The following is a 12,330-nucleotide window of genomic DNA, read 5'->3' as shown; positions in this document are numbered from 1 at the left end:
TGTGGCGCCCAGACCGATCGTCATGCTGCTGGCTCCTTTCTGAACGCATCGGGGTGCAACGCGGGACCGGGATGCATTGGGCGCCGTTGCCGTCCCGCCGCGACCCCGGGGCGGTTGTCACCGGTCCGGGCGGAACGGGTTCAGAGGGTTCGAATTTGTGACGCTGAAACGGTCTCTCCGCTGGCACTTGTTCCCCTTCCTGGTTGCGCTACCGGCTTTGCTGATTGCCCTGTCAGGCGAGACGGTCGGCGCCGTGATGCAGTACGAGCGGCCGGCTGTGAGCGACGGTGAGGTGTGGCGGTTGGTCACGGGGCACTGGGTGCATCTGGGGTGGCGACACCTGGCCCTGAATCTGGCGGGGCTGTTTCTCGTGTGGCATCTCTTCGGACGGATGCTGCCCTTGGCCGGGTGGCTTGCCGTGCTGTTGGTGATCGCCTTGAGCCAGTCCGCGGCCCTGATGGTCTTCCATCCCGAAGTTCTCTGGTATGTCGGGCTTTCCGGACTGCTGCACGGATTGCTGGCGGCCGGGGCACTCGCGGCGCTTCGCCACATGCCTCTGATCGGCGCGGGTGCATTGCTGCTGTTACTGGCCAAGTTGGCGCTGGAGGTCCTGCAACCAGGTGCAGGGGTCGCGGGGGCGGGCGACTGGCTGGGAGGCCCGGTTGTCGTGGAATCCCACCGCTATGGAGCGCTTGCCGGGCTGCTGATCGGCGCACCGGCCGTCTGGTACACGGCGCGTCAGGCGGCCCGCCGTGCCGGAGAGGCCTGAGGAGGCGCGAGCTGGTTCGGGTGGTTGCTCCGGTGCATGGCGCCGCGCTGGTTCGCCGGTCCCGGTCGCATGCCAAGAGCCTGGGCGCAGCCAGAGTTCTGCGGTTCCCGGTCCACGTGGCGGGGTCACTGGAGAGGGGGGAGGGGAACGCGTATCATCCCGCTTTCCCGTCCGGGCACGCGTGGGTACGGCTGAGCGGTGTCCGGGCCCCCGCTGAACCCTTGTGCCCATCTCGCCCGCAGCCGGGAGCCGCCTTCGCATGTCCTGCAATACCCCTCCATCCGCCGATCCCGGTGCTGCGTCCCGGACAGACTTTTCGCCGGACGAGGTGGCCGCGGTTTATCGCGCGATCAACGAGCGCCGGGACATGCGGCATTTTCGCCCGGATCCGGTGGACGCCGAGACCCTGCGGCGGCTGCTGGAGGCGGCGCATCGCGCGCCGAGCGTGGGTTATATGCAGCCCTGGCGTTTCCTGCGCATTACCGACCCGGCGGTGCGCGAGGCGCTCCACGCCCATGCGGCGGACGAACAGACCCGCACCGCGGAGGCCTGTGGCGAGCGCGCGGCCGAGGTGCATCGCTTGAAGCTGGAGGGCATCCGCGAGGCGGGCGAGCTGCTGGTCGTGGCCCTGACCGATGGCCGCGAGCGCTACGTGCTCGGCCGGCGGACCCTCCCCGAGATGGACCTCTGTTCCGCCGCCTGCGCGATCCAGAACCTGTGGCTGGCTGCCCGCGCCGAGGGCCTGGGCATGGGCTGGGTCTCCCTGTTCGATCCGGACTGGCTGGCCGATCGGCTGGACATGCCCGAAGGCGGGTACCCGATCGCGGTGCTGTGCTTGGGGCATGTGGAGCGCTTCTATGACCGGCCGATGCTGGAGACCGCGGGCTGGGATACCCGGCGCCCCCTGGAAGACCTGGTCTTCCAGGATCGCTGGGGTGCGCCGTGCGAACTGGCCTTGCCCACGGTTGTGCGGGAATCCGCCGCTCGTCCGGATGGGCTATCCGGGGGTGGCGACACATGAGTACCTTTCTGATCTTGATCGGCGCCCTGATCCTGGACCGACTGTTTGGCGACCCACGGCGGTTCCATCCGCTGGCCGGATTCGGCCAGCTCGCGGCCTGGGCCGAATCCCGCTGGCATGCGCCCAGTCGTGCACGCGGAGCGCTCCTTCTCGCGGCGCTGGTCCTGCCCTGGGTGGCGCTGGCCGCACTGGGCGCCTCGCTGGCCTGGGGCTGGGTTCTGACGCTGGCGATCCTCACGCTGGCAATTGGCTGGCGCAGCCTGGACGAGCATGCGGAGGTGGTGGCCGAGGCCCTGGAAAAGGATGACCTGTCTGGGGCGCGCACCGGTGTCGGCATGCTGGTCAGTCGCGACACGGCGGCCCTGGACGCGCGCGGGGTGAGTGGCGCGACCATCGAGTCGGTGCTGGAGAACGGCAACGACGCGCTGTTCGCCACGATCTTCTGGTTCCTGGTGGCTGGCGCGCCGGGCGTGGTGGCCTATCGCCTGGTGAACACGCTGGACGCGATGTGGGGCTATCGCAATGACCGGTTTCGCTCGTTTGGCTGGGCCGCCGCGCGCCTGGATGATGCGATGAACCTGATCCCGGCCCGTCTCACAGCGCTGGGCTATGCCCTGGCCGGTCGTGGCCGGGACGCGCTGCAGTGCTGGCGCGAGCAGGCCGCCGGCTGGAAGAGCCCGAATGCGGGGCCGGTGATGGCCGCGGGGGCGGGTGCGCTGGGTGTGGTCCTGGGCGGAGCGGCGCCCTATAGCGGGCAGCGCGAGTGGCGACCCCGTCTGGGGATGGGCCGCATGCCCGACGCGACAGGCATTCGCCAGGCCATTACGTTGCTGGATCGTGCGCTGGCCATCTGGATGGCCTTCATTGTGGCCGGAGTAATTGTCGTTGTCCTGTTCTGAAGCCCAATCGGTGCAGACGCCGGGACCGAAGGCGCTGATCCAGGTGCACGGGGGTGGTATCCGTCAGGCGGCCGCGCGCTACCGGATCCCCGAGGCCGACTGGCTGGATCTCTCCACGGGCATCAACCCGCATGGCTACCCCGCGGGCGAGGTCCCGTCAGCGGTCTGGGCGCGCCTGCCGGAACCGGATGACGGCTTGGAGGCGGCGGCCGCCGACTATTACGGGACCGGGGCGCTGTTGTCAGTGGCCGGCTCCCAGGCTGCGATCCAGTTGCTGCCGGCGCTACGGGAAGGCACGGCGCGCGTGGGTATCCTCGAGCCCAGCTACAACGAGCATGCCCGCGCCTGGCGCGAGGCCGGGCACGACGTCGTCCCGCTGGATGGGGATTCGATCGAGGCCGCATTGCCCGGCCTCGACGTGCTGGTGCTGGTCAACCCCAATAACCCGACCGGACAGCGGTTCCACCGGGCGGACCTGCTGGCGTGGCATGCGGCCCTGGCCGCGCGCGGCGGCTGGCTGATCGTGGACGAGGCCTTCATGGACGTGACACCGGAGGCGAGCCTGGCGACGGACGCGCCGCGCGAGGGTCTGGTGGTACTGCGCTCGCTGGGCAAGTTCTTTGGCCTGGCCGGGGCGCGCGTGGGATTTGTCATTGCGGCCGAGCAATTGCGGTCGCGCCTGGCCGCCCGGCTGGGGCCGTGGAGCCTGTCCGGGCCGTCGCGCTGGATCGCGGCTCGGGCCCTGGCGGACCTGGCCTGGCAGGCGGAGACGCGCGGCATGCTGCGGGTTCGAGGACAGCGCCTTGAAGAATTGCTGCGCGCCCGCGGACTGGAACCCGCCGGCGGCACCGCATTGTTCCAGTGGTGCCGCGTGGCCGATCCGGCGGGCTGGCAGGACAAGCTGGGCGCGCAGGGCATCCTGGTCCGACGGTTTGATCAGCCGGGCAGCCTTCGTTTTGGCCTGCCGGGGCAAGAGCACGAATGGAAGCGCCTGGAACAGGCACTGGGGACGTCCTGATGGGTACGACGCTGATGGTGCAGGGCACGACCTCGGATGCTGGCAAGAGCGTGCTGGTCGCGGGGCTGGCGCGCGTGCTGTACCGGCGGGGGCTGTCGGTGGTGCCGTTCAAGCCGCAGAACATGGCGCTGAACAGCGCGGTCACTATGGACGGTGGCGAGATCGGGCGCGCCCAGGCCCTGCAGGCCGCGGCCTGCGGCCTGGACCCGCATACGGACATGAACCCGGTACTGCTCAAGCCCAGCTCGGATCAGGGGGCGCAGGTCATCATCCACGGCCGGCCGGCGGCGGAGCTGGATGCCCGGGCCTACCACGACTACAAGCCAGTGGCGCGCGAGGCGGTGCTGGCATCGCATGGCCGCCTGACCGCACAGTACGACCACGTCCTCGTGGAGGGCGCCGGTTCGCCGGCGGAGATCAACCTGCGCGCGGGCGACATCGCCAACATGGGCTTTGCCGAGGCGGTGGACTGTCCGGTGATCCTGGTCGCGGATATCGACCGGGGCGGGGTGTTCGCGCATCTGGTGGGCACGCTGGCGCTTCTGAGCGAGACGGAGCGCGCCCGGGTGCAGGGCTTCGTGATCAACCGCTTTCGCGGCGATATCGGCCTGCTGCAACCCGGCCTGGACTGGCTGGAACAGAAGACCGGAAAGCCGGTGCTCGGCGTGATTCGGTACCTGCACGGGCTTTATCTGGATGCCGAGGACGCGCTGCCGCGCGAGGCGATGCCCGAGAAGGCTGCGGACGCACTGAAGGTGGCCGTGCCGGCATTGCCGCGCATCTCCAACCACACGGATTTCGATTCGCTGCGCCTGCATCCGGCGGTGGATCTGCGCTTTGTGGGGCCGGGCGAATCGTTGCAGCCCGCGGATCTGGTCATCCTGCCGGGCTCGAAGTCCGTGCGCGCCGATCTCGCCTGGCTGCGCGAGCAGGGCTGGGAAGAAGCGCTGCAGCGGCATGTGCGCTATGGCGGCAAGGTGCTGGGGATTTGTGGTGGATTCCAGATGCTGGGCCACGCCGTGCACGATCCCGATGGGGTGGAGGGCCAGTCGGGCTCCACGCCGGGGCTGGGCTGGCTGGATATCGAGACCCGGCTCGCACCCGAGAAGCACCTGGAGCGGGTTCGCGGCGACCGCGTGCTGGATCGGGAGGCCCGTGTGGAGGGCTACGAGATCCATGCGGGCGTGACGACCGGGCCCGGCCTGGAGCGGCCGCTACTGCACCTGGAACACGGTCCGGATGGCGCGCGTAGTGCGGATGACGTGGTGGCCGGCACTTATGTCCACGGCGTGTTCGATACATCGGACGCCGCCGCGGCCTTGCTGCACTGGGCGGGTATGCGGAGCTGGATGGAGACCGGGGAAGACCTGGCAACGGCGCGGGAACGCGGCCTGGAGCGCCTGGCCGATTCTCTGGAAGAACACCTGGATATGAAATACATACTGACCCTTCTGCAAGCCGAATCGAAGGAGCCAGTCGCATGAAGACCCTGGTACTGGGTGGCGTGCGCTCGGGCAAGAGCCGGCTGGCAGAACAACTGGCGGCGGCCAGCGGCCTGCCCGTGACCTACGTGGCGACGGCGCGCGCCGACGACGCCGAGATGGCGCGCCGGATCGAGCGCCACCGCGCCGACCGCCCCGGCGACTGGGGTCTCGTCGAGGCGGGCACGGGCCTGGCTCGGGCGCTGGAGCAGGCCGCTGGACCGGAGCAGTGCCTGCTGGTGGATTGCCTGACCCTGTGGCTGACCCAGCTCCTGTGCACCGATGACGAGGGCCGGATCGAGCGTGATCGCGAGGCCCTGATCGAGACGGTTCCACGCCTGCCGGGCACGTTGGTGTTCGTATCCAACGAGACTGGCATGGGCATCACGCCCATGGACGCGCTATCCCGCCGCTTCGCCGACGAGGCCGGCTGGCTCCACCAGCGCTTGGCCCCAACAATGGACCGCGTCGTCCTCACCGTCGCCGGCCTCCCGCACGTCCTCAAGGGTGACCCGCTGTGACAAACCGGCCAACATGCATTCCGCCCTCCAGACACATAGACAAGCACGCCGGCAGGCCGGCACCAACGCAGGATCCCGACCCCAACCGTCACCCCTGCCCCCTAACCCTCGTCATCCCGGAAACTGCGCAGCAGTTATCCGGGATCTTCGTCGTGAGAAGTGGCGCAGACGTCGGGGTGTTCCCGCGTGGGAGATCCCGGCTCTCCGCTTTGCTACGGCCGGGATGACGGGAAGTGGTTCGCGAAGACGGGCAATGGATGGCCGGGATCACGAAAAGCAATGGGCCGGCATGACAGTTGGGCGGGTGGCCAGGATTCCTGTTCCAGACGGTCGGATGTTCCCCCCCAACGTCGTCATCCCGGAAACCGCGCAGCGGTTATCCGGGATCTTCGTCGTGAGAGGTGGCGCAGACGTCGGGGTGTTCCCGCGTGGGAGATCCCGGCTTTCCGCTTTGCTACGGCCGGGATGACGGGAAGTGGTTGGCGAAGACGGGCAATGGATGGTCGGGATCACGAAAAGCAATGGGCCGGCATGACAGTTCGGCGGGCGGCCAGGATTCCTGGTCCAGACATTCGGATGGTCCCCCAACGTCGTCATCCCGGAAACCGCGCAGCGGTTATCCGGGATCTTCGTCGTGGGAAGTGGCGCAGACGTCGGAGTGTTCCCGCGTGGGCAGATCCCGGCTCTCCGCTTCCCTGCGGCCGGGATGACGGGAAGTAGCCGGCCGGGATGGCGAGGAGTCATGGGCCGGGATGCAGGAAAGTGGAAAAGCACGCACGAGAGACCAATGAGGACCAACAAGTGACCGAAGACTGTGACTGGCTGCAGGTGCCGCCGGCGACCCTCGACGCCGCCGCCCGGCAGGCCGCGGCTGAACGGCAGGCCCAGCTGACCAAGCCGCCCGGGTCGCTCGGGCAACTGGAGGCTATCGCGGAACGCCTGGCCGGCATGCAGGGCCAGGAAAAGCCCAGCCTGGAGAACGTCCACATCGCGGTGTTCGCTGGCGATCATGGCGTGGTGGCCGAGGGGATCTCGCGCTTTCCGCAAGCGGTGACGGCGCAGATGGTCGCGAACTTCGCCACGGGCGGGGCGGCGATCTCGGTGCTCGCGCGGTACCTGGGCGCCTCCATCGAAGTGATCAACCTGGGCACGGTCGCGGAGCCGCCCGCTGTTAGCGGTGTGCAGCAACTGAACCTGGGCCCCGGCACCGCGAACCTGGCTCGCGAGCCGGCGATGACTCCGGCGCAGCTGGAACGCGCCCTGAACGCCGGCCGCCAGTGCGCGGAACGCGCTCGGCGTAGCGGCGCCCAAGTGTTCGTCGGCGGCGAGATGGGGATCGGCAACACGACCTCCGCCGCTGCTCTGGCCTGTTCCCTGCTGGATCTGGCGCCCGCCGATCTGGCCGGGCCCGGCACGGGGCTGGACGCGAATGGGGTGCGGCACAAGGCCGAGGTCATCGAGCAGGCGCTGCAGACCCATGCGGCCGTGCGGGGCGACGCCCTCGGCAGCCTGCGTTGCCTAGGCGGCTTCGAGATTGCGGGGCTGGCCGGGGCGTATATCGCCGCAGCACAGATCGGCCTGCCGGTGCTGGTGGACGGCTTCATCAGCACCTCGGCGGCGCTGGTGGCCGAGCGCCTGTGTCCGGGCACGGCGGACTGGTTCTTCTATGCACACACCTCGGCGGAGCCGGGTCATCAGCGCCTGTTGGCGGCGCTGGAGGCCGAGCCGCTGCTCGATCTTGGCATGCGCCTGGGCGAGGGGAGCGGGGCCGCCACGGCCGTGCCCCTGCTGCGCCTGGCCTGCGAGCTGCACTCGGGCATGGCCACCTTCGCCGAGGCGGGTGTCAGCGGAGAGGCCAGTTGACTATCCGCCACGCCCAAATCGGCCTGCTGCGCCACGGAGAAACGACTGGGAACGGCTTCTGCGGCCGAGGCAGCGATGTTCCGCTGACCGAGGCCGGGTGGACCGCGATGCGCGATGCGCTGGCCGGAGATACTGTCTGGGGTCGCATTGTCTGCTCGCCGCTGATGCGTTGCCTTGCCCCGGCGCAGGCGTTTGCGGAAGAGGCCGGTGTACCGCTCGCCGTCGACGACCGCCTGGCCGAACTCGACTTCGGCGACTGGGAAGGCCGCACGGCGGCGGCGCTGATGGAGACGGACGCCGATGCACTCGGCCGTTTCTGGCAGGACCCGGTGAATCACCCGCCCCCCAAAGGCGAGTCGCTCCTGGAGTTTCGCGAACGCGTTGTCGCCGGCTGGAATGACCTGGCGCCCGACGAAGGCGAGCGCGTGCTCGTGATCGCGCACGGCGGCGTCATCCGCCTGCTCCGCGCCCTGCGCGAGGGCTGGCCATTGGAGAAGCTGCTCGGCATCGACGTCCCGCTCGCCTCCCTGCATATTGTCGAGCCATGGAAGCCCTATCCATGAATCCCCTGCCCTTGGTGCGGAAAGCCCCTGTGGGTGATCTTGTGAGGGCTCTTGTGGGAGCGTGCTTGCACGCGAAGCCCCTGCCAAAGTCAGACGCGGGCAGGGGCTTCGCGGCCAAGGCCGCTCCCACAACTATGTGGAGGACCTTCGGTGGCCTAGCCCCCTGCGGGAGCAGCCCTGGCCGCGAATGCCTCGCGCCAAAGTCCGGCCAGGCACCCACATGAGCGTCGTGTTGACACCCTTCTGGCTGGCCCTCCAGTTCCTCACCCGCCTGCCCACCCCCGCGCTAGACCCGCAGCCGGCCGACCTGGGCCGTTCGGTGCTGGCTTATCCACTGGTCGGTCTGATCCTGGGCCTGCTCGTGGTGCTGGTCGGTATCGCGCTGGCGGCCATACCCGGCACGCCGCCGCTCTTGGTCGCGGCACTGGTGCTCGCGTTATGGGTCGGTCTGACGGGTGCGCTGCACCTGGACGGCCTGGCGGACACGGTGGATGCGTGGGTCGGCAGCCATCAGGACCCGGAGCGGGCCCAGGCCATCATGAAGGACCCGGCCAGTGGCCCGATGGCCGTGGCAGCGCTGATCCTGGTGCTGCTGATCAAGTTCGCAGCCCTGGTAACCGTGGTGGAGACGGGTGCCTGGATCGCATTGCTGGTCGCCATCGTGCTGGGGCGCGCGGCGCTTACCGGGCTGTTTCTGTTGGTGCCCTATGTGAGGGAGCAGGGCCTGGGTGCCGAGATGGCCGCACACCTGCCTAGCAGCCCCGCCCAGATGGTGCTAGTGGCCACCGGTGTGCTGATCCTGCTACTGGCGCTGGTCACCGGCGTTTGGGGCCTGATCCTGGGCCTGGCCGTTGCGCTGGCGTTGGTGTTCGCCATCGCCGGCTTCCTGCGCCGCTGGCTCGGCGGCTTCACCGGAGACACCGCCGGCGCCACCCTGGAGCTGGTGGAGGTGGTGGGGATTACCGTCATGGCGCTCGTGCTCGCCCTGCATTAGGGAGTCGCCTCTCAATGAGGCGAGGTGTTCCCCATCGCCTTGTCCAGCAGCGCCAGACCTTCCTGTTCCCGGCCCTGACCACGCTGGGCGCGCACCCGGAAACGGGTCTCGGCATCGTGCTCTGCAATCAGCAGCGTGGCCATCTCGTCGACAAGGCGGTTCACGCTGGTCCCACGTTCGCGTGCCAGCGCCTTCAGCCGTTCGTACTTGTCGTCCGGCAAACGTACGGTTAAAGCAGTCATGCGCTAATAACCTCCAACAGTTCAGCGGGATCGAGAATTCGAATATCCGGGAACTGCAGCTCCATCTGAAAAAAGTCTCGTTTGTTTCGCGTCACAATCGTTTGGCAGTCACCCGCTACCGCGAGTTCAATCAGGTGGTTATCGCCCTTGTCGCGAAGATTGGGGCGCCAACCAAAGTAGATGCGGGACCATACACACCGGGCGGCGAAAATATCGAGTAGGCGTTCGCGTTCGGCGATGTCCAGCAGACTTCCTTCGAAGATCTTGACGCGGCCCAAAACGTCCTCGTACTCCCGGAATAAGGCCGTGCCCATCACCGGTGTAACTCGTCCTTCAATACACGCCTGTATGGCGTAATTGGCCGGGCCTACGCCAAGACAGGCACCGACGAAGACGTTGGTATCGAACACGGCCTTCATGGTCAGATGGTAGCAGAAATGCCACCAAGGGGGGGCATAAGACGGCTTGTAATAGAATGGTCATGTAGTTGCCACATACTCCGGGCATGACCGTTCGTGCCTGCATCAATCCCGCCCGCATGACCCTGCGCGCGCTCGTAAACCCGCTTGGGGCGGTGCGCGATGCGCGGGCAATCGAACCCGCCCCGCCGTGGTGGCAGACATTCCTTTGGCTGGCGTTGCCGGTGCTGCTGGTGAGCGTGGTCGCGAGCCAATGGCTTTACCTGGTGATCCCGATTGGCCTGCCGCCCGAGGCCATGCCGGGCGCCTGGGGCTTTGGCGTCTACAGCGTGCTGGCGATGAGCATCGGGGTGCTGGGGATGGCCTGGTCCGCGCACTACCTGACCGAGCTGTTCCAGGGCTACTCGCACCCGGACCGTGCGATGCTCGCGGTCACGGTCGGGCTGTTGCCCGCCTGGGTCGGCAAGGTGGTCGCGGCGTTCCCCTGGCCCTGGGGCAACGGCATCGCCTTGTTGCTGATCCTGTACTCCCTCTGGCTGCTCTACTGGTCGCTGCGCGAGATCATCGGCCTGCGCCGCGGCAACCGCATCGGCCTGTTCGTGGCCACCATCTTCTGCGGCGCCTTCATCACCCTGATCTTCGGCTGGCTCCTGATGGACCTGATCCCCGGTGCCACCCCCGACCACCGCATCGGCACCACCTGGCTGATCTAGTCCGCGCCTGCCATGGCAATCCCTGACCTTTGCAGCAGTCGCCCTGCATATACCCCGTCATCCCGGAAACCGCGCAGCGGTTATCCGGGATCTCCGCCGTTGGAGCCGGCACAAGCGTCGGGGTGTTCGCACGTGTGGAGATCCCGGCTCTTCGCTTCGCTACGGCCGGGATGACGCGGAGGGGAGCGCTGCGGCCGGGGTGATGGCGAAGGAGGGGCTCGTCGGGATAACGGCCGGGGGATACGGGCTGGATGGAGGCGCCCACGTTGGGAATGACCACCCAACCCCCGTCATCCCGGAAACCGCGCAGCGGTTATCCGGGATCTCCGTCGTTGGAGGTGGCGCAGACGTCGGGGTGTTCCCGCGTGGGGAGATCCCGGCTCTCCGCTGCGCTGCGGCCGGGATGACGAGGAGGCAAGCGTTGTGGCTGGGATGGCGGGGAGCGGCGCGGCCGGGCTAGAGTCGGGGCGGTCGGGATGATGCGAGGGATAGCCAGCGGCTTTGAGACCTTAAAGGCTGGCAGGTCCGATCTTCAGATGACCCTGCGCATATGTGCGCAGCGCGTGGTAGTCGGCGTGCATCTGGTCGGTGAAGCGGCAGGCGCGTTGGAGGGCCGGGGCCAGGTCGGCGGGCCTCTCCATGTATTCATGGACGAGGCGGTTGCGCAGCTGGCGCATTTGTAGCCAGGCGTCGGCGTCCTGGAGGAGGGCGAGCTTCTCCAGACGTGACAGGTTGTCGATGGCCGGGCCCGTGTTTTCCCCGGCGCAGGCAAGAAACGTGGGGACGAGCTTGTCCATGATGGTGTCTTGCATGCGGCCGAACTTCGCGCCGAAGGACTCCAGGCGATCGACCCCGGAGTCCGTGGCAAGGATACCCTGAACGCGTTCGGGACCGACTGTGCAATGGCCTTCCAGCAGGCGTTCGCGCACGGCGAGCAGGTGCTCGTCCTCGCGATCAACCAGATCAATGAGCCGGGCGAGTCGTTGCTGTGGCGTTGTGGCGGTCACAGGGCGACACCCGTGCGGTCGGCATGCGTATCAATGGGGCGGGGCGGCGCGCCGCGCGGATGCACGACGATATCCACACGGCGTTCGCCCAGTTGGCGTTGCAGTGCCACGTACAGGCGCAGTTCCTGGTCCAGCAGCTCATCCGGTGTGCCGTCCGCCTCGATGTAGAGGTCGATGTCGCCGCCACGCGCGGCATCGTCCACGCGCGAGCCGAACAGCTTCACGCGAGCATCCGGCCCGAATGCACGGCGCACTTCCTCGCGGATGATCGTCTGTTGTTCGTCCGTCAGGCGCATCGCTCAAGTATATCAAGGCCCTGGGGCATATACCCGAACCGTCTCACCTCCGACCTCCACCACCGTCAGCCCGCGAACCAGCCGCGAATCCACCACCTCTGTCATTGCGAGGAGCGCAGCGACGAAGCAATCGCTCGGGACAAGCAGAGTGCTGGATTAAAACGTCTTGCGCCCTGCCAGCCGATTGCCACGTCGCCTGCGGCTCCTCGCAATGATGGGATGTAATCGCCACCCTTGAGCGGCCGGGTCGCGGCCCTCGTTTCCGTACAATCCTGCCACCCCCGTCATCCCGGAAACCGCGCAGCGGTTATCCGGGATCTCCGTCGCTGAATGTGGCAGAGACGTCGGGGTGTTCGCGCGTGAGGAGATCCCGGCTCTCCGCTGCGCTGCGTCCGGGATGACGTGCAGGGGGTATTGCGGTCGGGATGCCGGCGAGGAAGGGTGCCGACGGGATAATGGCGTGGATATGGCCTGGATAGATGCAGGCACGTTTGGAATGGCCACCCATCCGTCGGATTGCCCAC

The 12,330-nt window shown here is 67.8% G+C and carries 14 protein-coding genes; 10 read left to right on the top strand and 4 right to left on the bottom strand.

Annotated features, from left to right (window positions below; translation table 11 throughout):
- The first annotated feature begins 157 nt into the window (after positions 1 to 157).
- The 9 genes from rrtA (at position 158) to cobS (ending at position 9,129) form a co-directional block, all read left to right on the top strand.
- On the top strand, positions 158 to 769 hold the full coding sequence (gene rrtA / locus F618_RS0108125; protein ID WP_231362668.1) for a rhombosortase: 612 nt from the start codon (positions 158 to 160) through the stop codon (positions 767 to 769).
- A gap of 259 nt (positions 770 to 1,028) precedes the next feature.
- Entirely contained in the window at positions 1,029 to 1,790 is a 762-nt protein-coding gene (bluB, locus tag F618_RS0108120) for a 5,6-dimethylbenzimidazole synthase (RefSeq protein ID WP_019568266.1), read from the top strand.
- Positions 1,787 to 2,689 (top strand): adenosylcobinamide-phosphate synthase CbiB, encoded by a 903-nt coding sequence (gene cbiB / locus F618_RS0108115; RefSeq protein WP_019568265.1) that lies wholly within the window; start codon positions 1,787 to 1,789, stop codon positions 2,687 to 2,689. Before bluB ends, cbiB begins: the two co-directional genes overlap by 4 nt.
- Before the next feature lie 10 nt (positions 2,690 to 2,699).
- A complete protein-coding gene (gene cobD, locus F618_RS0108110; RefSeq protein WP_019568264.1) occupies positions 2,700 to 3,707 on the top strand; it encodes a threonine-phosphate decarboxylase CobD in 1,008 nt (335 codons plus the stop codon).
- Complete coding sequence (locus F618_RS0108105; protein WP_019568263.1) at positions 3,707 to 5,191, top strand: cobyric acid synthase; 1,485 nt, start codon at positions 3,707 to 3,709, stop codon at positions 5,189 to 5,191. The genes cobD and F618_RS0108105 overlap by 1 nt, the downstream gene beginning before the upstream one ends.
- Entirely contained in the window at positions 5,188 to 5,709 is a 522-nt protein-coding gene (cobU, locus tag F618_RS0108100; RefSeq protein ID WP_019568262.1) for a bifunctional adenosylcobinamide kinase/adenosylcobinamide-phosphate guanylyltransferase, read from the top strand. Before F618_RS0108105 ends, cobU begins: the two co-directional genes overlap by 4 nt.
- An 801-nt stretch (positions 5,710 to 6,510) precedes the next feature.
- The gene (gene cobT, locus F618_RS0108095; protein ID WP_026331192.1) at positions 6,511 to 7,572 is read left to right on the top strand and encodes a nicotinate-nucleotide--dimethylbenzimidazole phosphoribosyltransferase; all 1,062 of its coding nucleotides are present in this window, start codon (positions 6,511 to 6,513) and stop codon (positions 7,570 to 7,572) included.
- Positions 7,569 to 8,135 carry a histidine phosphatase family protein gene (locus F618_RS0108090; protein ID WP_019568260.1) on the top strand — a complete coding sequence of 189 codons (567 nt, stop codon included), beginning with the start codon at positions 7,569 to 7,571 and terminating at the stop codon, positions 8,133 to 8,135. The genes cobT and F618_RS0108090 overlap by 4 nt, the downstream gene beginning before the upstream one ends.
- A gap of 220 nt (positions 8,136 to 8,355) precedes the next feature.
- Entirely contained in the window at positions 8,356 to 9,129 is a 774-nt protein-coding gene (gene cobS / locus F618_RS0108085) for an adenosylcobinamide-GDP ribazoletransferase (protein WP_019568259.1), read from the top strand.
- Between the two features lie 11 nt (positions 9,130 to 9,140).
- Here the strand turns inward: cobS and F618_RS0108080 are convergent, their stop codons facing one another.
- Entirely contained in the window at positions 9,141 to 9,350 is a 210-nt protein-coding gene (locus F618_RS0108080) for a hypothetical protein (RefSeq protein ID WP_018937530.1), read from the bottom strand.
- 17 nt (positions 9,351 to 9,367) lie between these two features.
- Complete coding sequence (locus F618_RS0108075) at positions 9,368 to 9,790, bottom strand: putative toxin-antitoxin system toxin component, PIN family (RefSeq protein WP_026331191.1); 423 nt, start codon at positions 9,788 to 9,790, stop codon at positions 9,368 to 9,370.
- A gap of 86 nt (positions 9,791 to 9,876) precedes the next feature.
- On the opposite strand from F618_RS0108075, the gene F618_RS0108070 reads away from it, so the two are divergent.
- The gene (locus tag F618_RS0108070) at positions 9,877 to 10,503 is read left to right on the top strand and encodes a YIP1 family protein (RefSeq protein WP_019568257.1); all 627 of its coding nucleotides are present in this window, start codon (positions 9,877 to 9,879) and stop codon (positions 10,501 to 10,503) included.
- A 509-nt stretch (positions 10,504 to 11,012) separates the two neighbouring features.
- On the opposite strand, the gene F618_RS0108060 is transcribed toward F618_RS0108070, so the two are convergent.
- Together F618_RS0108060 and F618_RS0108055 are read right to left on the bottom strand one after the other, a co-directional pair.
- Positions 11,013 to 11,510, bottom strand: coding sequence for a hypothetical protein (locus F618_RS0108060; protein WP_019568255.1), 498 nt, complete (start codon positions 11,508 to 11,510; stop codon positions 11,013 to 11,015).
- A complete protein-coding gene (locus F618_RS0108055; RefSeq protein ID WP_018951967.1) occupies positions 11,507 to 11,806 on the bottom strand; it encodes a nucleotidyltransferase family protein in 300 nt (99 codons plus the stop codon). Before F618_RS0108055 ends, F618_RS0108060 begins: the two co-directional genes overlap by 4 nt.
- Positions 11,807 to 12,330 lie beyond the last annotated feature (524 nt).

It is taken from the genome of Thioalkalivibrio sp. ALMg13-2 (genome assembly GCF_000381185.1).
Taxonomy (GTDB): Bacteria; Pseudomonadota; Gammaproteobacteria; order Ectothiorhodospirales; family Ectothiorhodospiraceae; genus Thioalkalivibrio; species Thioalkalivibrio versutus.
Note: the sequence above shows the minus strand (reverse complement) of the source record. Positions and strands in the feature narration are given on the sequence as shown.

Coding starts and splice junctions, on each gene's coding strand:
- bluB (WP_019568266.1), top strand. CDS start 1,029: ATGTCCTGCAATACCCCTCCATCCGCCGATCCCGGTGCTGCGTCCCGG.
- cbiB (WP_019568265.1), top strand. CDS start 1,787: ATGAGTACCTTTCTGATCTTGATCGGCGCCCTGATCCTGGACCGACTG.
- F618_RS0108105 (WP_019568263.1), top strand. CDS start 3,707: ATGGGTACGACGCTGATGGTGCAGGGCACGACCTCGGATGCTGGCAAG.
- cobU (WP_019568262.1), top strand. CDS start 5,188: ATGAAGACCCTGGTACTGGGTGGCGTGCGCTCGGGCAAGAGCCGGCTG.
- cobS (WP_019568259.1), top strand. CDS start 8,356: ATGAGCGTCGTGTTGACACCCTTCTGGCTGGCCCTCCAGTTCCTCACC.
- F618_RS0108075 (WP_026331191.1), bottom strand. CDS start 9,790: ATGAAGGCCGTGTTCGATACCAACGTCTTCGTCGGTGCCTGTCTTGGC.
- F618_RS0108070 (WP_019568257.1), top strand. CDS start 9,877: ATGACCGTTCGTGCCTGCATCAATCCCGCCCGCATGACCCTGCGCGCG.
- F618_RS0108055 (WP_018951967.1), bottom strand. CDS start 11,806: ATGCGCCTGACGGACGAACAACAGACGATCATCCGCGAGGAAGTGCGC.